Source organism: Pseudomonas alcaligenes, from assembly GCF_041729615.1.
GTDB classification, from domain to species: Bacteria; Pseudomonadota; Gammaproteobacteria; order Pseudomonadales; family Pseudomonadaceae; genus Aquipseudomonas; species Aquipseudomonas alcaligenes_B.
On sequence record NZ_CP154874.1, the window covers coordinates 4,069,554 to 4,091,487 of the forward strand.

Annotated in this window: 17 protein-coding genes and 1 tRNA gene; 8 read left to right on the forward strand and 10 right to left on the reverse strand. The window is 64.7% G+C overall.

The annotated features are described in order from the left end of the window. Positions 1 to 7: 7 nt before the first annotated feature. The 4 genes from pheT to AAG092_RS19765 all read left to right on the forward strand — a co-directional run bounded on the left by pheT (position 8) and on the right by AAG092_RS19765 (position 3,188). Entirely contained in the window at positions 8 to 2,386 is a 2,379-nt protein-coding gene (pheT, locus tag AAG092_RS19750; protein WP_373387994.1) for a phenylalanine--tRNA ligase subunit beta, read from the forward strand. Positions 2,387 to 2,389: 3 nt separating this feature from the next. Next, entirely contained in the window at positions 2,390 to 2,692 is a 303-nt protein-coding gene (gene ihfA, locus AAG092_RS19755; RefSeq protein ID WP_002553164.1) for an integration host factor subunit alpha, read from the forward strand. Continuing rightward, on the forward strand, positions 2,673 to 3,029 hold the full coding sequence (locus AAG092_RS19760) for a MerR family transcriptional regulator (protein ID WP_043310659.1): 357 nt from the start codon (positions 2,673 to 2,675) through the stop codon (positions 3,027 to 3,029). The genes ihfA and AAG092_RS19760 overlap by 20 nt, the downstream gene beginning before the upstream one ends. Positions 3,030 to 3,111: 82 nt before the next feature. After that, positions 3,112 to 3,188, forward strand: a tRNA-Pro gene (locus tag AAG092_RS19765). 84 nt (positions 3,189 to 3,272) lie between these two features. On the opposite strand, the gene AAG092_RS19770 is transcribed toward AAG092_RS19765, so the two are convergent. From AAG092_RS19770 to hsdR, 7 genes are all read right to left on the reverse strand, one after another. Then, the gene (locus tag AAG092_RS19770; RefSeq protein WP_373387995.1) at positions 3,273 to 4,196 is read right to left on the reverse strand and encodes a restriction endonuclease; all 924 of its coding nucleotides are present in this window, start codon (positions 4,194 to 4,196) and stop codon (positions 3,273 to 3,275) included. Positions 4,197 to 4,223: 27 nt separating this feature from the next. After that, positions 4,224 to 4,997, reverse strand: coding sequence for an NERD domain-containing protein (locus AAG092_RS19775; protein WP_373387996.1), 774 nt, complete (start codon positions 4,995 to 4,997; stop codon positions 4,224 to 4,226). Between the two features lie 87 nt (positions 4,998 to 5,084). Next, positions 5,085 to 5,822 (reverse strand): hypothetical protein, encoded by a 738-nt coding sequence (locus tag AAG092_RS19780; protein WP_373387997.1) that lies wholly within the window; start codon positions 5,820 to 5,822, stop codon positions 5,085 to 5,087. 669 nt (positions 5,823 to 6,491) lie between these two features. Then, complete coding sequence (locus tag AAG092_RS19785) at positions 6,492 to 7,874, reverse strand: restriction endonuclease subunit S (RefSeq protein WP_373387998.1); 1,383 nt, start codon at positions 7,872 to 7,874, stop codon at positions 6,492 to 6,494. Further along, on the reverse strand, positions 7,867 to 9,414 hold the full coding sequence (locus AAG092_RS19790; RefSeq protein WP_373387999.1) for an N-6 DNA methylase: 1,548 nt from the start codon (positions 9,412 to 9,414) through the stop codon (positions 7,867 to 7,869). The genes AAG092_RS19785 and AAG092_RS19790 overlap by 8 nt, the downstream gene beginning before the upstream one ends. A gap of 3 nt (positions 9,415 to 9,417) precedes the next feature. Continuing rightward, on the reverse strand, positions 9,418 to 10,572 hold the full coding sequence (locus tag AAG092_RS19795) for a Fic family protein (RefSeq protein WP_373388000.1): 1,155 nt from the start codon (positions 10,570 to 10,572) through the stop codon (positions 9,418 to 9,420). A gap of 87 nt (positions 10,573 to 10,659) precedes the next feature. Next, positions 10,660 to 14,136, reverse strand: coding sequence for a type I restriction-modification system endonuclease (hsdR, locus tag AAG092_RS19800; RefSeq protein ID WP_373388001.1), 3,477 nt, complete (start codon positions 14,134 to 14,136; stop codon positions 10,660 to 10,662). A gap of 162 nt (positions 14,137 to 14,298) precedes the next feature. Here hsdR and AAG092_RS19805 point away from each other — a divergent pair, with 162 nt between their 5' ends. Together AAG092_RS19805 and AAG092_RS19810 are read left to right on the forward strand one after the other, a co-directional pair. After that, entirely contained in the window at positions 14,299 to 15,540 is a 1,242-nt protein-coding gene (locus tag AAG092_RS19805) for an MFS transporter (RefSeq protein ID WP_373388002.1), read from the forward strand. Between the two features lie 190 nt (positions 15,541 to 15,730). Then, on the forward strand, positions 15,731 to 16,519 hold the full coding sequence (locus AAG092_RS19810; protein WP_373388003.1) for an SDR family NAD(P)-dependent oxidoreductase: 789 nt from the start codon (positions 15,731 to 15,733) through the stop codon (positions 16,517 to 16,519). A gap of 72 nt (positions 16,520 to 16,591) precedes the next feature. Here AAG092_RS19810 and AAG092_RS19815 read toward each other — a convergent pair whose 3' ends face one another. The 3 genes from AAG092_RS19815 to AAG092_RS19825 all read right to left on the reverse strand — a co-directional run bounded on the left by AAG092_RS19815 (position 16,592) and on the right by AAG092_RS19825 (position 19,163). After that, positions 16,592 to 17,152, reverse strand: a complete 561-nt coding sequence (locus tag AAG092_RS19815) for a TetR/AcrR family transcriptional regulator (protein ID WP_110684050.1) — start codon at positions 17,150 to 17,152, stop codon at positions 16,592 to 16,594. Between the two features lie 170 nt (positions 17,153 to 17,322). Further along, a complete protein-coding gene (locus tag AAG092_RS19820; RefSeq protein WP_373388004.1) occupies positions 17,323 to 18,453 on the reverse strand; it encodes an acetyl-CoA C-acyltransferase in 1,131 nt (376 codons plus the stop codon). A 170-nt stretch (positions 18,454 to 18,623) separates the two neighbouring features. Next, positions 18,624 to 19,163: a PaaI family thioesterase gene (locus AAG092_RS19825; protein WP_373388005.1), complete on the reverse strand. Its 540-nt coding sequence runs from the start codon at positions 19,161 to 19,163 to the stop codon at positions 18,624 to 18,626. A gap of 112 nt (positions 19,164 to 19,275) precedes the next feature. On the opposite strand from AAG092_RS19825, the gene AAG092_RS19830 reads away from it, so the two are divergent. Next, entirely contained in the window at positions 19,276 to 20,478 is a 1,203-nt protein-coding gene (locus tag AAG092_RS19830) for an MFS transporter (RefSeq protein WP_373388006.1), read from the forward strand. Between the two features lie 18 nt (positions 20,479 to 20,496). Further along, positions 20,497 to 21,897, forward strand: coding sequence for a dihydrolipoyl dehydrogenase (gene lpdA / locus AAG092_RS19835; protein ID WP_373388007.1), 1,401 nt, complete (start codon positions 20,497 to 20,499; stop codon positions 21,895 to 21,897). The last annotated feature ends 37 nt before the right edge of the window (positions 21,898 to 21,934 follow it).

Consider the following 21,934-nt stretch of genomic DNA (forward strand, 5'->3'; position numbering starts at 1 on the left):
AGACAGCATGAAATTCAGTGAACAGTGGCTGCGCAGCTGGGTAAATCCGGCCGTTTCGCGCGACGAACTGGTGGCCCGCCTGTCCATGGTCGGCCTGGAAGTGGACGCCGTGATCCCGGTCGCCGGCCAGTTCAGCGGCGTGGTGGTGGGCGAGATCCTCAGTGCCGAACAGCACCCGGACGCCGACAAGCTGCGCGTGTGCCAGGTCAGCAACGGCAGTGCCACCTTCCAAGTGGTCTGCGGTGCGCCCAACGCCCGTGCCGGCATCAAGATCCCCTTCGCCATGATCGGCGCTGAGCTGCCGGGCGACTTCAAGATCAAGCAGGCCAAGCTGCGCGGCGTGGAGTCCCAGGGCATGCTCTGCTCGGCCTCTGAGCTGCAGATCAGCGACGACAACAGCGGCCTGATGGAGCTGGCGGCAGACGCTCCGGTGGGCCAGGACATCCGCGCCTATCTGGGCCTGGACGATGCCAGCATCGAGATCGGCCTGACCCCCAACCGCGGCGACTGCCTGTCGCTGGCCGGCCTGGCGCGCGAAGTCGGTGCCATCTACGGCGCGCCGGTCACGGCGGTGTCCATCGCGCCGGTCGCCGCCGCCCATGACGAAGTGCGTCCGGTCGAAGTGCTGGCGCCCAAGGCCTGCCCGCGCTACCTGGGCCGGGTCATCCGCAACGTCGACCTGTCCAAGCCGACTCCGCTGTGGATGGTCGAGCGCCTGCGCCGTTCCGATATCCGCAGTATCGACGCCGCCGTCGACATCACCAACTACGTGATGCTCGAGCTCGGCCAGCCGATGCACGCCTTCGACCTCGCCGAGATCAACGGCGGCATCCGCGTACGCATGGCGGAAGAGGGCGAGAAGCTGGTCCTGCTGGACGGCCAGGAAGTCAGCCTGCGCGCCGACACCCTGGTGATCGCCGACCACAACCGCGCCCTGGCCATCGCCGGCGTGATGGGGGGCGAGCACAGCGGTGTCAGCGGCAAGACCCGCGACCTGTTCCTCGAGAGCGCCTTCTTCGACACCATCTCGGTGGCCGGCAAGGCTCGCTCCTATGGCCTGCATACCGACTCCTCGCACCGCTTCGAGCGTGGTGTGGACTCGCAGCTGGCGCGCAACGCCATGGAGCGCGCCACCGAGCTGCTGTTGGAGATAGTCGGCGGCGAAGCCGGCCCGATCATCGAAGTGGCCAGCGCCGCCGACCTGCCGAACGTCGCACCGATCACCCTGCGTGCCGAGCGCATCAGCCAGATGCTGAGCATGGACATGGACGGTGCCGAGGTCGAGCGCCTGCTCACCGCGCTGGGCCTGGGCGTGACCGCTCAGGGCGCTGGCCAGTGGCTGGTCAGCGTGCCGAGCCACCGCTTCGATATCAGCCTGGAAGTGGACCTGATCGAAGAGCTGGGCCGCCTGTACGGCTACAACCGCCTGCCGGTGCGTTACCCGCAGGCTCGTCTGGCGCCGCAGGCCAAGGCTGAAGCCCGTGCCGAGCTGCCGGCCCTGCGCCGCCTGCTGGTTGCTCGCGGCTATCAGGAAGCCATCACCTACAGCTTCATCGATCCCAAGCTGTTCGAGCTGTTCAGCCCGGGCGTGGCGCCGCTGCAGCTGGCCAACCCGATCTCCGCCGACATGGCCGCCATGCGTTCCTCGCTGTGGCCAGGCCTGGTCAAGGCGCTGGAGCACAACCTCAATCGCCAGCAGTCGCGCGTGCGCCTGTTCGAGAGCGGCCTGCGTTTCGTCGGCCAGCTCGAAGGTCTGCAGCAGGAAGCCATGCTGGCGGGTGTGATCAGCGGCAGCCGCCTGCCGGAAGGCTGGGCCAACGGCCGAGAGAGCGTGGACTTCTACGACCTCAAGGCCGACGTCGAGGCGCTGCTGGGCTATGCCGGTGCCGCCGATGCCTTCAGCTTTGTACCTGGCGAGCACCCGGCTCTGCATCCGGGCCAGACCGCGCGTATCGAGCGGGAAGGGCGCCTGGTCGGCTTCATGGGGGCGCTGCACCCGGAGCTGGCCAAGACCCTAGGCCTGGATCAGCCGGTGTTCCTCTTCGAGCTGGTACTGGCCGAAGTCGCCACCGGGCGCATGCCGGCGTTCAGCGAGTTGTCGCGCTTCCCCGAGGTGCGCCGTGACCTGGCGCTGCTGGTGGATCGCGAGCAGCCGGCCGAAGCCGTGCTCGCCACCATTCGCGAGGCCGCAGGCGAATGGCTGACTGACCTCAAGCTATTTGACGTCTATCACGGTAAAGGTATTGATCCACATAGAAAAAGCCTGGCAGTCGGCTTGACCTGGCAACATCCATCGCGCACTCTTAACGACGATGAGGTGAGTACAACTACGCAAAACATCATCACCTCGCTGGAAGAAAGGTTCAACGCCACGTTAAGGAAGTAGCGTATGGGGGCTCTGACGAAAGCTGAAATGGCGGAACGTCTGTATGAAGAGCTTGGCCTGAATAAGCGGGAAGCCAAGGAGTTGGTGGAGCTGTTTTTTGAGGAAATCCGCCACGCGCTGGAAGACAACGAGCAGGTCAAATTGTCCGGTTTCGGCAATTTTGACCTGCGCGATAAGCGTCAGCGCCCAGGTCGTAATCCCAAGACAGGCGAAGAAATCCCGATCACGGCTCGCCGTGTCGTCACCTTTCGTCCGGGCCAGAAATTGAAGGCCAGAGTAGAGGCATATGCTGGAACCAAGTCATAACGACGAGCTGCCGCCTATCCCTGGCAAACGCTACTTCACCATTGGCGAAGTCAGCGACCTCTGCGCCGTCAAGCCGCATGTTTTGCGTTACTGGGAGCAGGAGTTTCCCCAGCTCAATCCGGTGAAACGGCGGGGCAACCGCCGCTACTATCAGCGCCAGGACGTGCTGATGATCCGCCAGATCCGAGCCCTTCTGTACGACCAGGGTTTCACCATCGGCGGGGCGCGCCAGCGTCTCTCCGGCGACGAGGCCAAGGACGACACCACCCAGTACAAGCAGCTGATTCGGCAGATGATTGCCGAGCTTGAGGATGTTCTACTGGTACTGCGCAAATAAGCCTGTAGCAGTAAAAAAAACTTCCACAATTCAGCAGCTTAATGTAAAGTCCACCCCGCTTCCGGTAACACGGAAGCATCGTCGGGGCGTAGCGCAGCCCGGTAGCGCACTTGCATGGGGTGCAAGGGGTCGAGTGTTCGAATCACTCCGTCCCGACCAAATAACCCTAACAAAAAGGCCAGTCAGCAATGACTGGCCTTTTTGTTTGTGTCGCACTTGCACCCCATGCAAGTGCGTTTTGAATCAAAGCTCTTCGTCGAAGTAGTCACTATCGAGGCGTGGCAGTTTGAGCAGGCGCGAGGTCACGCCGACTTCGTGGTCCATCATCAGATTGACCAGGCGTTGGCCGTCGACCAACACCATGCCCTCTACCGAGCGGGAGAAGTCGACGGCCTGGGCGGAGAAGCCGGAGGTAGTGATGAACACGCCGCGCTTGGCCTTCTGGCCGGCGAGGGCGCCGTAGAAGGCTTGCAGCTCCGGGCGGCCGACGGTGTTCTGCCAGCGCTTGGCTTGCACATAGACCTTCTCCAGGCCCAGCGCGTCCAGTGAAATGACTCCATCGATACCGCCGTCGCCGCTGCCGCCGACCTGTTGCAGGTCTTCGCGGTTGGCGCCGTAACCGAGGCGGTGCAGCACATCCAGCACTATGACCTCGAAGCGCGCCGGGCTGACCTGCAGCAGGCTGTCGAGCAGGTCGCCGGCGACGCTGGCGCGCAGTTCCTTCAGAGCTTGCTCCAGGCGCTCTTCGGGACTGGCGGTAGCGGCGCTGGTGGCGAGCGGAGCGTCTGGTTCCGCGTCCAAAGCTACCGCGTCGCTGGCTGTTTTCAATTTCACATCCATGAAGTCTATGGCCAGATGCTCGACCTGATCGGGTGAGAGCGGGGCGGGATGCGCTTGGGCAAATGCCAGGCCTGCTTCGGTGAGCTTCCAGATGCCGCGCTTGGCGCTGCTGGAGAGCCCTGAGCGCTTGAGGCGGTCGTGGGCCCAACCGGCGCGGTTCTTGTAAGTGGCCTGGCCGCTGGCAATGGTTTCCTGGCGCTGGGTGTGGCTCAGCTGCAGTGCATGGGCAGCGGCCTCATGTGCCTCGCGGGCTGGAGCGCCGTCCGGGCGGCTGGCGAGAAAACGCAGGATGGGTTCGATGAACTGGTCGTAGGTGGGTAGGGACATCCGTGCTACCTGCTGTAAGTGTGGAAATCAGGCCAAGGGTTGCATGGTGCGGCATTTAGGGAAGGCGCTGCAGCCCCAGAAGCGTTGGCCGGCCTTGGGGCCGCTCTTGACGGTGCGTACCAGCAGGGCGCTACCGCACCTAGGGCATTGGCGCTCGGCGTTTGGGTCGCTGCGTTGCTTGAGGCGCTGCACATGCTCGCGTTGGGTGGCCAGGGTCGGGGCGAGGCGGCCGCTTTGCAGGGCTGCCTGCATGGCTTCGATCTGCTCCTCGCTGAATACCGGTTGGTCGAATGACTTGATGTAGCGGATAAAGCCGCCGCCCTGGGTGACGTTGGCCGGCATCGGCGTTTTCAGGGTGGCGCCGCCGACGAAGGCGATCACCGAATGCAGATGCTCCGGCGCCACGCCCAAGGCCGACTCCAGTGCCTTGAGGTGCTTGTAGTTCTGCCGCAGCGGGTTCTGGAACTTGAAGCGCTGCTTGTAGATCTGCTGCGTCCACTGTGCCTGCTGCTCGCTGCCGAAGATCCAGCCGCGCATGTTCTTGGTCTCCAGCACGAAGATGCCGAAGGGCGAGAGGAACACATGGTCGATCTGTGTGGTGCCGTCCGGCGTGGGCAGCGTCACGTCATGCAGGCGCCGGTAGACCTGGCGATCCAGCCGATAGTGGGCCAGCACCCGCACCAGCCGCTCGCCGAACCAGCCCTTGAACCAGGGTGTTTTCAGCAGGCTGATCAGCAGCATGGCCGGGATCAGCCATTTCAGAGTGTCGAGCAGCGGCTGGAGGATAGCGAGATAGTTCATGGCAGTCCTTTGCTGAGTCGGTGATGGGTATCGCTGCGCTCCACCTACGCAGCCCCCCATCCAGTGGCTATCAGGGTTTAGGGCTGATTATCGTGCCGTGGCTACTTCGTTGAACTTAACCACCTGTTCATAGTTGCCGAAGCCGTTGAGCACAAGCTTGACGGAGGGAATGGTGCTCAGGTCGTTGCGGGTCTGCTGGAAGATCAGGGTGACTTTGGTGGTGAGGTTGCGCACCAGCTCGATGGAGCCGTACTTCAGCTCCGTATTACCCACCAGGGTCTTTTCCAGGCGCAGGTTGTTGCCGTCCTGCTCGAATACCGCACTCACACTCCGCACGTTGATCTCGCGGTCCTTGTTGGTACTGGTGAACTCGAACACGCATGAAGGGGTTTGTGCGACGAAGTTGCAGCCGTTCAGGTTGATTCGTACGTTATCGACCATCTCCATGCGCTTGCCGAGCAAGGTGGGGCTTTCATTCTCGATGATGCGGTCTTGTTCCTGGGCGAACTCGAAGGAGGGCTTGGCGTACTCCATGCCGATTACGAAGAACCCTGTGCAGAGGCCGACGGCCAATACCAGGTTGACGAGGCGACGCAGTACGGTAGGCAGGCGCCAGGTCATGATGGAAACCATCAGGGCTGACATGAAGATAAAGGTGGCGAAGATCGTCAGGACCGTCTTCCAATTCACCACGCCCAGGCCGAACACCGTTGGGTCGGGGAATACATAGGTGATGACGGCCCAGCACAGGCCGATCAGGGTGGACAGGGCACCTGTCAGCCAGGCCAGGAGTTTTGCGGGGGTATTTTGGATAGTGGCTTCCATCGTTACTTCTTCTTGCTTCCAGTGGTTGGCGTTGTGTTTTCGTTATGGGTGGTGCTCTTTAAGCCCGGCGCGGAGCAGCCTGGGGCTGCATTCCCACGCGGAGCGTGGGAATTATCAATGTTTCGTGCGCGCTCAAGGCCTTTGGGGCGGTGGGTACTGACTTGCAGGCAGCGCAGAACGCCCCTTTCGTCCGGCCAAGCGGAGTCGTTGTGGAGGGGGGGCGAGCCGCATGGATGCGGCGAGAGGCTTAAAGGGGCATGGATGCCCCTCGTAAGCCGGCCCCTGGAGCAACGATGTAGCGAGGGAATCCCGCCGCAGGCGGACCGGATGACGGGGCTAGACCTTTTGGTTCCTTTTGGGGCAATGCCAAAAGGAACCCGCCCAGCAGGGCGGAACCTGGGCTGAGGCATGCTGCTGGCTGGCAGGTTCACGCGGAGGTCTTTCTGCCGCGCTTGGCTTTCGGCGCTGCGGCGCGTTGGGCCTGGATGCGTTCGAGCAGCAGGCTGGCGGGTTCGTCGTTCGGGTCTTGGGGCATCCGTTCGCCTCGACAAAATCGCCGGGAGCGATTTTGGACAGCCGTAGGCTGGGCCGAAGGCCGAGCCCCAGGGAAGGGGCGAGCAAAGGCCTTGGCTGCACGGTGCTGAGTCAGGCGGTCGACACGCAGCAGCATCAGGCACTTTTCCTGCCGCGTTTGGCTTTCGGCGCGGCGGCGCGTTGGGCCTGAATGCGTTCGAGCAGCAGGCTGGCGGGCTCGTCGTTCGGGTCTTGGGGTACCAGTTCGCCACGGAAGGCCTTGGCCAGGATGCTTTGGGTCAGGCGGTCGATGCGGGCCTGGGCCGTGGCGACCTTGGCTTCCAGTTGATCGGCGAAGGCGAAGAGTTGTTCGACGCGGCGGACGATTTCTGCCTGCTCTTGCAGAGAAGGTACGAGTAGGTCTAGCTCTCTAAAATTACCAAGGCTGACTTTTTGCTGAGCTACGCCGGCAGAAATCTCTTGGATCTTTTGCCTGAATAGTTCTGATTTCATCTGAAAATAGGCAAATTTCCGAGAAATTATTGATTCATTGATCCTTAGCTTTATGCAGTCTGCTGTAATGACAGCGTCTGGCGCACTTTCTGGGTAAATAGCAACGTCGCCGGGTGGGTCTCCCATTTTCGTTATTAGAATGTCTCCGGCGGAGATTTGATGTGCACTCAGCTCTGCGAACTTCTCCGGTGTGATGAATTTTGTTTTTTCATCACCAAAGCGCTCGGCACGTATTTCTCGAACAAAGACGAGTGGCTTTCCCTCATCTCGGTAGTCTGAAACTTTCAGGTTGCTACCAAAGGGGCCTATTGCTAGCGAGTATCTTTCTTCTTTAGTGGCTTGATCTATACGAATCATGCCCCAGCCATTATCAGCCGATGCATTGGCGGTCCGCCACTCCTCCGTCAACCGCCCGGAAACGGCGGCGGCGAGGACGGATTGGCGGAAGCGTTTGAGCAGGGCGGGGATGGCGTCGATGCGGGCTTTGATAGTGTCGACCTGGGCCAGTAGCTCATCGAGTTTTTGGGCGATGCGGGTTTGTTCGGCGAGCGGCGCAACCGGGATATCAATTACCTCAAAGTGTGCCGGCTTCAGGTTGTTAATGTTGACCCCGGCGGATAGCTCAGACACGCGCGTCCTGTACTCGGCACCTTGGGTGAAGAAATGCAAATATCGCGCGTCGATTTCTGTGCTTGGGCGCAGGACACCACAGAAGGCCCCAAAGGCTCCCGTCCAGTCAGAGTCAGATCTTGCCGCCTTGCCTACAACACTCTTGCTGCCACTGGACATGGCGACAACAATGTCCCCTGACCTAACTATTTGCTGCGGGGTTACGCAATCCTCAGGCACATACACCAGATCAGAAGTATTTAATTTTCCTGCCTGGATATTGTTGGCTCTTAATATCGGCACATAGCCGGGAAGTGGCGTATCGCTGCTCTGTGTTTTGTTGTAAGTCACGCCGCGAATTAGCGCGGCCGTATCGGTTATAGGCCTGCGAGCCCACCCAGCCGGCAGCTCACTCATCCCCAGCCTCCTGAACCACCGAAAGCCCCATCACCTCCGCCAGCATCCTTTTCTGCTGCTCCGCCTCATCCCCAGCCCCCAGCGCCTGCATCAGCTGATCCAGCTCACGCAGCGCTTCGGTCAGCTCGGCCATGGCCTCACCGGCCAGCACTTCGGGCGCCGGCAGCTCGCTGACATCCAGGCTGTCGGCATCCTTGAGCCAGCTGATATCCAGCGAGTCGCCACGCTCGCGGATCTGTTCGCGGGTAAAGACGCGGAAGCGGCTCTGCTCGCCGATGCCTTCGACATTCTCGGCGCGCGGGCTGGTGCCGTTGGCATCGGTGCCGTAGGCGTCCTCGAAGGCTTTGAGGTGCTGGGCGCCGAAGGGGGTGCGCTTGCCGAAGCTGGGCATGTTGGTGCGCAGGTCATAGATCCACACGCTGCGGGTGCAGCCTTCGCTCTGGTAGGCGTCGTCGGGCGAGCCTTTCTGGAAGAACAGCACGTTGGTCTTCACGCCCTGGGCGTAGAAGATGCCGGTGGGCAGGCGCAGGATGGTGTGCAGGTTGCACTTGTCCATCAGATCGCAGCGCACGTCGGTGCCGACGCCGGCCTCGAACAGGACGTTGTCCGGCAATACGACCGCCGCGCGGCCGCCAGGCTTGAGGCCACGGTAGATGTGCTGGAGGAAGGCCAGCTGCTTGTTGCTGGTCTTGTAGGTGAGGTCGTCGCGGGTGGGGCCGCCGCCGCCCTTGGCGGTGCCGAAGGGCGGGTTGGAGAGGATGACGTCGGCCTTGGGCAGGTTCATGCCGGCCTGGCCGAGGGCATTGCCCAGGTGCACCACGCCCTCGGCGTCGCCTTCCATGCCGTGCAGCAGGCAGTTCATCAGGGCCAGGCGGCGGGTGCCTGGCACCAGCTCGATGCCGACGAAGGCCTGGTTGCGCTGGAAGGCGCGCTCGCGGTCGTTGAGGTCGTAGTGATCGTCGCTGTGCTGCTTGATGTAGGCATCGGCGGCAATGAGGAAGCCGGCGGTGCCGGCGGCCGGGTCCTGGATCACTTCGCCGGGTTGCGGCTGGATGACGCGGATGATGCTGTCGATCAGCGGTCGCGGGGTGAAGTACTGGCCGGCGCCGGACTTGGTTTCGCTGGCGTTCTTTTCCAGCAGGCCTTCGTAGAGGTCGCCAAGGCCGTCCTGGCGGGCGCTGAACCAGTCGATGCCGTCCAGGCTCTGGATCAGCTGGTCGAGGTGGCGCGGCTCCTTGAGGCGGGTCTGGGCGTCGGCGTAGATGGCGGCGATCAGCGGGTCGCTGCTCTTGCCCAGGTCCAGCAGCATCTGCCGGTAGTGGTTGAGCAGGGTGAGGCCGGACTTGCCGGTGAGGTCCGGCCAGCGCGCGCCTGCGGGCAGCTTGTGCTCGAAGCCGCTGCCGTTCTGCACCTGCTCGTATTCCATCTTGATAAACAGCAGCAGGACCAGCTCGGTGACGTAGTCGCTGTAGTTGATGCCGTCGTCGCGCAGGACGTCGCAGAGGCTCCAGAGTTTCTGGACGATATCGGTGTTGGTCATGGCTTACTCGGTGGTGGGGCCAGGCAGGGCGCTGCCGGGCCGGTTGATCTGGTAACGGGTGCTGCGGCCGCCGCCGGGCAGGCGGGTGAGGCAGCCTTTTTCCAGCAGATCGCTCAGGTGGCGGGTGGCGGTGGCCTTGGAGACCTGGGCCACGGCCTGGTACTGGGCGGCGCTGATGCCGGCCTCGAAGCCCTTGTCGCCGCCATCGAGCAGGCGGTTGAGCACCTTGACCTGCTCGGCGGACAGCGGCGCCGCGCGGTACTGCTGCCAGAAGCGCGCCTTGGCCAGCAGGCGGTCGATACGGGACAGCGCCTGCTCCAGGCTGCGCAGCAGGGTGGCGAGGAACCACTGCAGCCAGGCGGTGAGGTCCGGCGTGCCGCGCTGGCTGGTTTCGAGGATGCGGTAGTAGCCGGCGCGGTCGTCGAGGATGCTCGCCGACATGGCGTAGAAGCGGATGGCCTGGCGCTCGCTCTGCGCCAGGGCAAGGTCGGTGAGGGCGCGAGTGAGGCGGCCGTTGCCATCGTCGAAGGGGTGCAGGGTGACGAACCAGAAATGGGCGATGCCGGCGCGCAGCAGCGGGTCGAGGCTGGCGTCCGCGCGGCTGTGCTCGAACCAGGCGAGGAAGGCGTCCAGCTGCGGCTCCAGCGCCGCGCGGGGCGGAGCCTCGAAGTGCACGGTGGGGTTGTCCAGCCGGCCGGAGACCACCTGCATGGGTTCCTCGCCGCGCAGCGCGCCGACACGGATGCGGCTGGCCAGCGGGAAGTCGTCGGCCGGGAACAGCCAGCGGTGCCAGCAGAGCAGGCGCTCGCGGGTGAGGGGCTGCTGGTGGTTGCCGGTGGCGTCGAGCAGCAGTTCGGCCAGTCCTTCGCTGCGGGCGCTGGGTTTGCCTTCGGCGGCCAGGCCCAGGCGGCGCGCCAGGGACGAGCGTACCGAGCCGACGTTGAGCTGCTCACCCTCGATGGCCGAGGAGGTAAGGATGTTCTGCAGCAGGGCGTCCAGGCTGTTCTGCGCCTCGGCCTCGGCGCCGACCGCGCCGGCCATGCCGAGCAGCTTGCCCTGTGCCTGGGCGCAGGCCCGCAGTGGCGCGGCGAGGGCGTCGGCCTGCCAGGTGAAGTGCGGCCAGTCAGGGTGCTGCCAGATCCAGCGGGTGTCGTGCATGGGGCGTTCTCAGCGGGGTGTGAGCCGAATAGAGAATGTATTCGGCTCATTGAGTGAGCCGATTATGCGGGTTATTCGGCTCACCGGCTAGCTGACTTGTGGCCAGAGGTTGTCGTTCAGCGCCTGCAGCACGCTGGCGAGGTTGCCATCCAGATGTTTGTCGAGCAGCCGCAGGCCGCCGTGCTCGCGGAAGGCATTGTTGAGCTGGGTGCTGTCGAGCACCACCTCGTGCACCAGTTGCTTGGCCAGGCGGTCGAGCCATTTGCGCTGTTGTGGCGTCCAGCCGTGCAGGCCGTAGATATGCTGCATGGCCTGCTGTACGCGCTGCTCGAAGGGCAATAGCGCTTCGCCGATGGCGGCCTGGCGGATGTAACCGATGATGCTGGCGGCGATTTCCTGGTTGGTGGCGTTGCGCCAGGCGCTTTTCAGGCTGGCTTCGCTGAAGCCGGCGTTGTCCAGCAGCAGGCGCACTTCGCGCAGCTGTTCGCGGGTGAGGTCGCGCGGGCGGTTGACCACCACGGCCAGTGCGGCGGACTGGTTGAGCTGGTTGTGGATGAAGTCGTGGAAGCTTTCCAGGTAGTCGGCGGGCTTCTGGTTCTGCCCGTAGTTCTGCTCGCGCACCTTGAGTTCGTCGCTGTGGGTGGCGATCACCGGGTAGTTTTCCGAGGCGAGCAGGGCTTTGACGCTGTCGAGCTGCTGCAGCAGGCGGCTGTGGCTGCGGACGAAGTGTGCGGCCTGTTGCGGGCCGAGCTCGTGCAGATGCTTGTGCAGTTCGGCCGGCGGCACGCCCCAGGCGTCCTGCAGTTCGTCGAGTTTCTGCTTGAGCGTGGGCTTGCTCTCGGCCTTGTGCTGGGCCTTGCGCAGGATACGCATGACGCGCTGGCCGAGCTGGTCGAGCACGTCGTCGGCGTGGCTGGCACCCTCGCGGCTGCCGGGTGCTTCCAGGCTGGCGGGGTTGGCCAGTTCGCTGAGCAGCTGCTCCAGCGGCACATTGGGATTCTTCACCAGCGGCTGCATGGTGTCGACCGCTTCCAGCGCGGCATAGAGATCGACGGGGTCGTAGATGCGGAACACGGTCTTGCCGATGTCGTCGCAGCGGCGGGTGGCGCGGCCCTTCATCTGTTCGTAGAGGATGCGCGAGCGTACCCGGCGCATGAATACCAGGTTGCAGATGCGTGGCACGTCGATGCCGGTGGTGAGCAGGTCGACGGTGATGGCGATGTTGGGGAAGCGCTCGTTCTTGTACAGGCGGATGAGCTGATCGACCTTGTCGCTCTGCCCGGTGATGATGCGCACGGCGGCTTCGTTGTACTGCTCTTCGTAGTGGGCGGCGAAGGCGTCGTCGAGCAGGCGCTTGATGCGTTCGGCGTGCTTCTGGTTGACGCAGAAGATCATGGTCTTCTCTTCGCCGAAGGGGTCGAGCTCCTTGGCCAGCTCGTTGCAGATCACCTGGTCGAAGGCCTCGGTGATCACGCTGCGGTTGAACGATTCGATGTTGAAGTCGAGTTCGTCTTCCAGCTCGGCGCTTTCCACTTCGCCGGTCTGGGTGTCGAGCACGCTGACCGTCTCGCCCTTGGCGAAGTGGATGCCCTCGGCGGCCAGGCGGGTGACGTAGCGGATCGGCGGTTCGTGGTCGATCAGCCAGTCGTCGGCCACGGCCTCGCGGTAGCTGTAGGTGAATACCGGCTTGCCGAAGATTTCGCTGGTGTGCCGCGCGGGGGTGGCGGTGAGGCCGATCTTGCAGGCGTCGAAGTAGTCCAGCACGCGGCGGTATTGCGAGAGGTACTGGGCGGTGTCGCGCAGGGCCAGTTCGCCTTCGCTCATGTCCTGGTCGAGGGTGTAACCGCGGTGCGCTTCGTCGACGATGATGCAGTCGAACTCGTCGATGGGCAGTGGGTTATCGGACTGGAACACGCGGCGAACCATGGACTGCACGGTGGCCACCTGCACGCGGGTGGCGGCCTCGGCGGCCATGTCGCCGAGCTCCTTGATGTCGTAGATCTGCGCCAGGGTCTGGTTCTGTTCCAGCGTCATGTCGTGGAAGGCTTCCACGGCCTGCTGGCCGAGGGCGCTGCGGTCGACCAGGAAGAGAATGCGCTTGAAGCGCTCGGCCTTCAGGAAGCGGTAGAGAAGGCCGATGATGGTGCGGGTCTTGCCGGTGCCGGTGGCCATGGCCAGCAGGCAGTCGCGCTGGTTGTTGGCCAGGGCCTGTTCGACGGCCTGAATGGCCTTTTCCTGATAGGGGCGCAGCTTGAGGTAGGCGAAGCCTTCGCTTTTGAGTTTGGCTTCGGCGTCTTCGCGGCTGCGCTTGAGCAGGTCGAGCAGGCCGTCCGGGGTGTGGAAGCTGGGCAGCGGGCGGCCGGTGTTGGCCGGGCTGCGCAGGTCGCGGAACCAGGTGCCGGACTGTTCGGCCAGCTGCTTGATAAAGGGGCGGCCGTTGCAGGCGAAGGCGAAGGGCACGCGGAAGTGGCCGCCCTGGCCATCGGCCCAGGGCAGGCTGAGCCCGGCCAGTTGCCAGGCGGGCTGCTGTTCGCCGCTCAGCGGGTAGTCGCGGGCATAGCGCTGGGCCTGGGGGATGCAGGCGCTGATGTTGATGCGCTTGCGCTTGGCTTCGACGATGGCGATTGGCGTGAGGCCGGCGAACAGTACATAGTCAGCACAGGCCTTGGGGCTGCTGGTGGGCCATTCGGCGATGGCTTTGTTCTTGTCCTTTTCCGGGCGCGCGCCCTTGGCGTGGGTGAGGTCGAGGGAGTCGGCCTCCCAGCCGGCTTCGAGCAGCTGCTGGTCGATGATGATGCGGGTGAGGTCTTCCGACAGGTCGAAATGGCTGCTGGCCTGCTGCGTCTTATGCAGTACCTGCTGAGTGGCCTGGGGTTTGGCCTCCAGCTCCTGTTGCAGGGCTTTGAGGCTGCGCTCGTGTTCGGCGCGCAACTGGGCGAGCGCGGCTTCATGGGCGGCGGCCTGTTCTTTGTAACGGCGCGACTCGGCATCCATTTGCTCGGCGAGCACGGCGTATTCCTCGGCCTCGCGTTTGAGCAGCGCCGTAAGCTGCTGATTGCTTTCCACCTGCTGGCTGGACTCGTGCAGCTGTGCCTTGAGCTGTTCGATCTCGCCCTGCAGCTCGCGCAGCGGCGCGCTGGGGTCGCTGGGCATCACGAAGGGGCCGGGCTTGAAGTTGCTGCCGGCCTTGCCGAGAGCCTGGTGATACCAGACGCAGAGGGCACGGGCGACCTTGAGGCCGTCGAGGGCTTCGCGGTGCTGGGTGCGGAACTGGTGGGTGGCCTTGTTGCCTTCGATGCGCAGGGTGTGGAACAGGCTGCTGATGCTGCGGTCCAGCTGGATTTCACGACCGAGCTTGTAGAGCAGGTCGGCCTGGGAGGTCTGCTGGTCGAACTCGATGCCAGCGCGACTGGCCAGATCCTGGGCCAGGGCTTCGCCAAGCTGGCGCAGTTTGATCAGGGTGGTGTTGGGGTCGGCGGCGAAGACCTGCTCGGCGGTGCTGGCGAGCTGCAGGAACAGGGGATCGTGTTCCTTGAGGAAGCTGAAGTTACTGCTGGCGGTCATTGGTCGTCCCTGAACAGCCTGGTCGTGAGGTGAACTCTACCTGTTGCCTGGCGAGCGTGGCCAGGTGATCGCTGGCAGTTTGCCGGAAAGCAAAGCTGTTTGCCCGGCCAGCTTTGCCTCCGCTAGAGTGCGCCCCTCGTTATCCGCTTCGGGACTTGCGCCGTGTCCGCCGAACTTTCTGTTTATCGTCAGCCGGGCTTCCTGCCTTTTCTCACCGCGCGGGTGCTGGCGATGTTCGCCGTGCAAATCATGGCGGTGGTGGTGGCGTGGCAGGTTTACGAGCTGACGCGCGATCCGATGTCGCTGGCTTATGTGGGGTTGGCGCAGTTCCTGCCGATGCTGTTTCTGCTGTTGCCGGCCGGTGATCTGATCGATCGCTTCGACCGCAAGTGGATTCTGGGGCTGAGCTGGGGCGTGGAGGCGCTGTGCGCGGCGGCGCTGCTCGGGCTTTCGGCGAAGCAGGGGCCGGTCGGTGCTTTCTATATGGTCTTGGTGTTCTATGGTTGTGCGCGGGCCTTCACCGGGCCTGCGCTGTCCAGTCTGTTGCCGCAGATCGTGCCGCGCGAGCGGCTGGCGGCAGCCATCGCGGCCAACAGTATGATAGTGCGCGCCTCGACCATTTCCGGGCCGGTGCTGGGCGGCGGTCTCTATGCGCTGGGTGGGGGCGAGCTGACCTATGCGGTGTGCCTGTTGTGCTTCGCCGCCGGCGTGCTGATGCTGACAGCCGTGCAGGTGCGCTACCGCGAGGACAGTCGGCCGCTGGAGACTACGGCCTGGCAGCGCTTCACCGCGGGCATCCGCTTTATCCGTTCGCGGCCGATCATCCTCGGCACCATTTCGCTGGATCTGTTCGCCGTGCTGCTCGGCGGGGTGGTGGCGCTGTTGCCGATCTATGCCCATGAGGTGCTGCAGGTGGGGCCCACCGGACTGGGCATCCTGCGTAGCGCCATGGCCATCGGCGAGGTGCTGGTGGGCTTCTACCTCAGCCTGCGGCCGTTCAACCGGCATGTGGGGCTGAGCATGTTCGTTGCGGTGGCGGTGTTCGGCGTGGCCAACCTGGTGTTCTCGCTGTCCAGCCTGTTCTGGCTGTCGTTTGCCGCATTGCTGGTGGCGGGCGGCGCGGACATGGTGAGCATGTACATTCGCTCCTCGCTGATCCAGTTCTCTACCCCGGACGCCATGCGCGGCCGGGTCAACGCGGTGAACATGCTGTTCATCGGCTCCTCCAACGAGCTTGGCGAATTTCGTGCCGGCAGCAGCGCCGCCTGGTTCGGTGCGGTGCCGGCGGCGCTGCTGGGCAGCCTGTGCACGCTGGGTGTAGTGGGCGCCTGGATGGCGGGTTTCCGCAGCCTGCGTCGGGTCGATCGCTTCGAGGATGCGGCCGCGGAGCGCGCGGCGGCATAGATCGATTCAGCCCAAGCCTGGGCGGGCTTGGGTCCTTTCGTTGCTGGCGCGCGCCGGAATCCGGCTATACCTGCATTGACTCTCCCTTTGTTCATCTCTCTATGGATGCCATAGAGAGGAAGGGGGTTGTTTGATTGTGGGTGTCATATAATATGTCGGTCGTCATCCAACTCGTTTCGGGAGAATCACCATGAGCAAACAAGGCAAGGCGCTGATTACCGGCGCATCCGCGGGTATCGGCGCCACCTATGCCGAGCGTCTGGCTCGGCGTGGCCATGACCTGCTGCTGGTGGCACGTGATCTGGCGCGCCTGGAGGAGATGGCCGGGCGTCTGGCCCAGCAGCATGGGGTCAAGGTCGAGGTGCTCAAGGCCGACTTGACGCAAAAGGCCGACGTGCTGGCCGTCGAGGACAGGCTGCGCGCCGATGCCGAGATCAGCCTGCTGGTGAACAATGCCGGTATCGCCACCCATGGCACCCTGGCCGAGGCGGATCTGGATCTGGCGGAGAGTCTGATCCAGCTCAATGTGGTGGCGCTGACCCGTCTGGCCTCGGTGGCTGCCGCCCAATTCACCGCCCGTGGTCGCGGCGCCATCATCAATATCGCCTCGGTGGTTGCACTGGCGCCTGAGATGTTCAACGCCGTGTACAGCGCGTCCAAGGCTTACGTACTGAGCCTGACCCAGACCCTCGGCAGCGAACTGGCCGGCAAGGGGGTACAGGTGCAGGCCGTGCTGCCAGGCGTGACCCGCACCGAGATCTGGGAGCGCAGCGGCATGGACGGCAGCAAGTTGCCGCCGGAGATGATCATGGAGGTGGGCGAGATGGTCGATGCGGCGCTGGCCGGCTTCGACCAGGGCGAGCTGGTCACTATCCCGTCGCTGCCGGATGCCGCCGATTGGAAGGCTTTCGTCGCCGCCCGCGGCGCGCTGGGCCCGAACCTGTCGCGCAATCACGCGGCGCCGCGCTACAAGCGCTGAGGCCGGAAAGAATAAGCCCCCGAGAACTCGGGGGCTTTTTTATGCGTCGGTACAACCGCTCCGCTGTCGGGCTCAGCCCGCCGTCTGCTCCAGCAGCAGGTCACGGGTACCGGCGCGCAGCAGTTCCGCCAGCTCGGGGTCGGTGACGCTGCGCGACAGTACCAGGGCGCCGACCATGGCCGAGAGGATCAGTGCGCTCTGCTTCTGCGCGTCGTCGCCAGAGAGATGGCTGGCGATCAGCGCCAGGCGGTCGCGTACGATCTGGTCGGTGACCGGGCTGGGCTGGCCGCGTTGGCCCAGCTCGGCGGACATGGTCGGCAGCGGGCAGCCGGCGCCGGGCGACTTGCAGTGGGCGGCGGAGAGGTAGCGCTTGATCAGCCCCTGCAGTGGCTGCGGGTCCTGCTCAAGCTCCTTGAGGCCTTCGGAGAGCTGGTTGGCGCTCTGCTGCAGGGCCTGCTCGACCAGGTCGTCCTTGGACTTGAAGTGGGCATAGAAGCCGCCGTGGGTCAGGCCCAGGGCCTTCATCAGCGGCTGCAGTCCGGTGGCCAGCACGCCGTCGCGGCGAAAGCGCAGGGCGGCCTCGTCGACGATGCGCTGGTGGGTCTTGGCTTTGTGGTCTTCGGAATAGCGCATGGTGGTCAGTTCCAGGCAGGAATTGAAATGCTGACCTTCATCTTACATCGGGATCGCGCAGCACGGGCGTGGCATGTCAGCGCGCCTGTCGGGCTGTGGAGCGAATCGGGTGCGGGTGGCCGTATGAAAGAGCGACCCGGGACGTGGCGTCCCGGATCGCCCTCTGCGCCTTATACGGCTTCGAGCAGTGTGGCCACGCCCTGGCCGCCGGCGATGCACTGGGTGGCGATGGCGTAGCGGCCGCCGGTGCGCTTGAGCAGCGCGGCGGCCTTGCCGGTGATGCGCGCGCCGGTGGCGCCCAGCGGGTGGCCGAGGGCGAGGGCGCCGCCGTCCAGGTTGACCCGCTCCATGTCCAGACCCAGCTCGCGCACGCAGGCGATGGACTGGCTGGCGAAGGCCTCGTTGATCTCTACCAGATCGATATCGGCGATGCTCAGACCGGCGCGTTCCAACACCTTGCGGGTCGCCACCACCGGGCCCATGCCCATGATCTCGGGGGCGCAGCCACCGACGGCGACGGCCTTGATGCGGGCGAGGATCTCCAGCTGGTGGCGATGGGCGAATTCTTCGCTACACACCAGCACGGCGGCGCTGCCGTCGGTGAGTGGCGAGGAGGTGGCTGCGGTGACGCTGCCGCCGAAGGCCGGCTTGAGCTGGGCCAGCGCCTCGAGGTTGGTGCCGGGGCGGATGCAGCCGTCTTCGCTGACCACGCCGTCCGGGGTCTCCACGGCGAGGATCTCATCCTTGAAGTAGCCGAGTTCGCGGGCGCGCACGGCCTTGGCGTGGGACTCGACGGCCATGGCTTCCTGCTCCTCGCGGCCGATGGCGTAGCGCTTGGCCACTTCCTCGGCGGTATGTCCCATGGCCATGTACACCTGCGGGAAGCTGCTCATCAGGCTGGGGTTGGGGGAGATGTTGAAGCCGCCCATGGGGACGCGGGTCATGGACTCCACGCCAGCGCAGAGGAAGGCCTCGCCGGCGCCGAGCATGATCTGCCCGGCGGCGAAGTGCACCGAGGTCATGGACGAACCACAGAAGCGATTGACCGTGGCGCCGCCCAGGGTCTCGGGGAAGCCGGCGCGGAAACTGGCGATGCGGGCGATGTTCATGCCCTGTTCGGCCTCGGGGTAGGCGCAGCCCATTATCACGTCCTCCAGTTGGCCAGGGTCGAGATCGAGTTTGTTGACCAGCCCTTTCAATACCTGTGCCGCCAGGTCGTCAGGGCGCAGGTTGATCAGGCCGCCTTTCTTGGCGAAGTGGAAGGGGGAGCGGGCGTAGCCGGCGATCACGATGGAGGTCATGGCTGTGGTCCTGTATCGGTTGGGGCGGCGGGATTCGCCGCCCTTCAAAAAATGATAGATGTAATTCAAACGATCGTATAGATGTTGGTTGTCATCTAATTGGTTGTGGGGCAGTTCGGCGATGAGCGGTGCAGCGAGTCCGCTGGCAAGCCATCGGGCTCGCGCATCGGTCAGCCTTGCAGGTCGAGGATCATGCAGGTGGTGGAGCCGACCGCATACAGGCGGTCGTCCACGTCATAGAGGCGGCCCTCCGCCAGCGCGGTGGAGCGGCCGAGGTGGACGATACGGCCTTCGGCGCGGAGCGGGCCGACCTTGTTGGTGATCGCCCGCACATAGCTGATGCGCAGGTCCATGGTGGTGTAGCCCTGGCCCGGCTGCAGCCGGGTGTGCACGGCGCAGCCCATGCAGGAGTCGAGCAGGGTCGCCGCGTAGCCGCCGTGCACGCTGCCCAGCGGGTTGTAGTGGCGGGCGTCCGGCGTGCCCTGGAACAGGAAGCGACCCGGTTCCCACTCCAGGGGGATGAAGTCGACCAGGTGGCCGAAGGGCGGGCAAGGCAGCTCGCCGCTGCCGATGCGGTCGAAGAATTCCTGGGCGCTCAGTTCGCTGACCTGCTTCAGCGACAGGGTGCCGGGTTCGCCGAGCCGGGCGCGGGCGGCGCGCTCGGCCTCCTGCCTGATGGCCAGGGTCTGTTCGCGGGTCTGGGCTTGCATGGTAGGGGCTCCTCTCGTCTTTTGATGATGGACATAATTCAATATTTCATATTATGGTCGAAATATAAATGGCGGTTTCGCTTCGAAAGCGCCGCGAGCTCGGAGAACGACCATGCCGAAACCGTCCAAGACGCTGCTGCTGATGCTCATGACGCTGACCGCACTGGGCGAGATATCCACCCAGCTGTTGATTCCCGCACTCGGTGAGCTGGAGCAGGGCTTCGCAAGCAAGCCGGGAGCGAGCCTGGCCGCGCTGTCGATCTTCGTCGCCGCCTTCGGTCTGGGGCAGCTGGTGGTGGGGCCGCTGTCGGACCGCCTCGGCCGCCGCCCGGTGTTGATCGCCGGCTTGTTGGGCTACCTGCTGGCGACCGGCTGGATGCTGCTGGCCAGTGATCTTGCCGAGTTCATCGCCGCCCGCGCGCTGCAGGGGCTGGGCGCGTGCTCGGCACTGGTGCTGGCGCGGGCGGTGGTCCGGGACGTGTGGCAGGCCCAGGCCGGTCCGGCCCTGGCGCTGACCGTGATCGGCATGCTCACCTCCATCGCCCTCGCCCCCATGCTCGGCGGCCTGCTGACCCTGGCCTGGGGTTGGCAGGCGCCGGTGCTGGCGGCCATGTCCGTCGGCGCGGTGGTCCTGCTGGCCGTGCTCTTCCTCTATAGAGAGAGCAATGCGCATCCAGACCCGCAGGCCGGGCGCCTGCTGAAGCTGGCCGGTGATTACCGGGACCTGCTGCGCGGGCGCTCGGTCCGCACCTTCGCCCTGACGCTGGCGTTTACCTATGGCGCGATGTTCTGTGTGATCGCCGGCTCGTCTAGCGCCTATATAAAGCTGCTCGGCATGAGCGCGGCGGAGTACGGCCTGACCTTCGGCGCCATCGTCTCCGGCCTGATCGCCGGCGCCCTGTTCACCCAGAGAAAGATTCTCCAGCTCGGCCCGCAGCGCATCGTTGCCATCGGCGTCGCCCTGGTGGCCGGCGGCGCGGCGCTGACGCTGCTGGTACACGGCCTGTTCGGCCTCTCGGTACTGGGCCTGTCGCTACCGCAGGTGCTGGTCACCGTGGGCGGCGGCATGGTGCTGCCGGCTTCGGTGGCCGGGGCGGTCATCCCCAACGCCCACCGCGCCGGGCTAGCGGCAGGCTTCATGGGCTTCGCGCAGATGGCGGGCGCCACCCTGGCTGGCGTCCTGCTCGGCCAGCTGCAGGACGGTACGTCCTGGCCTATGGTTCTTCTTCATGGCCTGTTCGCCACGGCGGCTTTCGCGGCCTTCCACCTGTTGAGCCGCGCGGCGGGTGCAGCCCCCGTGCCGGCCAATAGCTGACTCGAAGAGGAGTACTTCATGAGTGCATACGATGTGGTGGTAATCGGCGGCGGCCCCGGCGGTTACAACGCCGCCATACGCGCCGGGCAGCTGGGGCTCAAGGTCGCCTGTGTGGAGGGGCGCGAGACGCTCGGCGGCACCTGTCTGAATGTCGGCTGCATGCCGTCCAAGGCATTGCTGCACGCTTCGGAGCTGTATGAGGCGGCGGCCGGCAAGGAATTCGCCAGCCTCGGCATCGAGGTCAAGCCCGTGCTCAACCTGGCGCAGATGATGAAGCAGAAGGAGGAGAGCGTCGCCGCGCTGACCAAGGGCATCGAGTTCCTCTTCCGCAAGAACAAGGTCGACTGGATCAAGGGCTGGGGCAAGCTGGCCGGGGCAGGGCGGGTGCAGGTCACCATGGCCGATGGCAGCCTGAGCGAGCTGCAGGCCAAGGACATAGTGATCGCTACCGGCTCCGAGCCGACACCGCTGCCGAGCGTGACCATCGACAACCGGCGCATCCTCGATTCCACCGGGGCGCTGTCGTTGCCCGAGGTCCCCAGGCACCTGGTGGTGATCGGTGCGGGTGTTATCGGGCTGGAGCTGGGCTCGGTCTGGCGCCGCCTGGGCAGTGAGGTGACGGTGGTCGAGTACCTGGATCGTATCTGCCCCGGCCTGGATGAGGAGACGGCCAAGACCCTGCAGCGCGCGCTGAGCAAGCAAGGCATGAGCTTCCGGCTCGGCAGCAAGGTGGCCGGTGCGGTGGTCAAGGGTGAGAGCGTAGAGCTGAGCGTCGAGCCGGCCGCCGGTGGTGCAGCCCAGGTGCTTGAGGCCGACTATGTGCTGGTGGCCATCGGCCGCCGCCCCTACACCCAGGGTCTGGGGCTGGAGAGCGTCGGTCTCGCCACCGACAAGCGCGGCATGTTGGCCAACGAACATCACAAGACCTCGGTGCCGGGCATCTGGGTGATAGGCGATGTCACCTCCGGACTGATGCTAGCGCACAAGGCGGAAGACGAGGCGATCGCCTGTGTCGAGAAGATCGCCGGCAAGGCCGCCGAGGTGAACTATGGGGTCATCCCCAATGTCATCTACACCAGGCCCGAAGTGGCCTGCGTCGGCAGGACCGAGGAGCAGCTCAAGGCGGAGGGGCGGGCCTACCGGGTCGGCAAGTTTCCCTTTACCGCCAACAGCCGCGCCAAGATCAACCACGAGACCGAGGGCTTCGTGAAGGTGCTGGCGGATGAGCGCACCGACGAGATTCTCGGTGTGCACATGGTGGGGCCGAGCGTGAGCGAGATGATCGGCGAGTACTGTGTGGCTATGGAGTTCGCCGCATCCTCCGAGGACGTGGCGCTGATCTGTCATCCGCACCCGACCCGCTCCGAGGCGCTGCGCCAGGCGGCCATGGGAGTCGAAGGCTGGATCATGCAGGCCTGAGGCTGTCGTCTATATAGGTAGGAGACGGAGATTTCAG

What these genes read in the sequence shown, in the direction of transcription:
- AAG092_RS19815 (WP_110684050.1), bottom strand. Translation starts at nt 17,152, where the DNA reads ATGCGCTATTCCGAAGACCACAAAGCCAAGACCCACCAGCGCATCGTC.
- AAG092_RS19825 (WP_373388005.1), bottom strand. Translation starts at nt 19,163, where the DNA reads ATGCAAGCCCAGACCCGCGAACAGACCCTGGCCATCAGGCAGGAGGCC.
- AAG092_RS19760 (WP_043310659.1), top strand. Translation starts at nt 2,673, where the DNA reads ATGCTGGAACCAAGTCATAACGACGAGCTGCCGCCTATCCCTGGCAAA.
- AAG092_RS19775 (WP_373387996.1), bottom strand. Translation starts at nt 4,997, where the DNA reads ATGAACTATCTCGCTATCCTCCAGCCGCTGCTCGACACTCTGAAATGG.
- AAG092_RS19790 (WP_373387999.1), bottom strand. Translation starts at nt 9,414, where the DNA reads ATGACCAACACCGATATCGTCCAGAAACTCTGGAGCCTCTGCGACGTC.
- ihfA (WP_002553164.1), top strand. Translation starts at nt 2,390, where the DNA reads ATGGGGGCTCTGACGAAAGCTGAAATGGCGGAACGTCTGTATGAAGAG.
- lpdA (WP_373388007.1), top strand. Translation starts at nt 20,497, where the DNA reads ATGAGTGCATACGATGTGGTGGTAATCGGCGGCGGCCCCGGCGGTTAC.
- AAG092_RS19770 (WP_373387995.1), bottom strand. Translation starts at nt 4,196, where the DNA reads ATGTCCCTACCCACCTACGACCAGTTCATCGAACCCATCCTGCGTTTT.
- AAG092_RS19780 (WP_373387997.1), bottom strand. Translation starts at nt 5,822, where the DNA reads ATGGAAGCCACTATCCAAAATACCCCCGCAAAACTCCTGGCCTGGCTG.
- AAG092_RS19785 (WP_373387998.1), bottom strand. Translation starts at nt 7,874, where the DNA reads ATGAGTGAGCTGCCGGCTGGGTGGGCTCGCAGGCCTATAACCGATACG.
- AAG092_RS19810 (WP_373388003.1), top strand. Translation starts at nt 15,731, where the DNA reads ATGAGCAAACAAGGCAAGGCGCTGATTACCGGCGCATCCGCGGGTATC.
- AAG092_RS19795 (WP_373388000.1), bottom strand. Translation starts at nt 10,572, where the DNA reads ATGCACGACACCCGCTGGATCTGGCAGCACCCTGACTGGCCGCACTTC.
- AAG092_RS19820 (WP_373388004.1), bottom strand. Translation starts at nt 18,453, where the DNA reads ATGACCTCCATCGTGATCGCCGGCTACGCCCGCTCCCCCTTCCACTTC.
- pheT (WP_373387994.1), top strand. Translation starts at nt 8, where the DNA reads ATGAAATTCAGTGAACAGTGGCTGCGCAGCTGGGTAAATCCGGCCGTT.
- AAG092_RS19830 (WP_373388006.1), top strand. Translation starts at nt 19,276, where the DNA reads ATGCCGAAACCGTCCAAGACGCTGCTGCTGATGCTCATGACGCTGACC.
- hsdR (WP_373388001.1), bottom strand. Translation starts at nt 14,136, where the DNA reads ATGACCGCCAGCAGTAACTTCAGCTTCCTCAAGGAACACGATCCCCTG.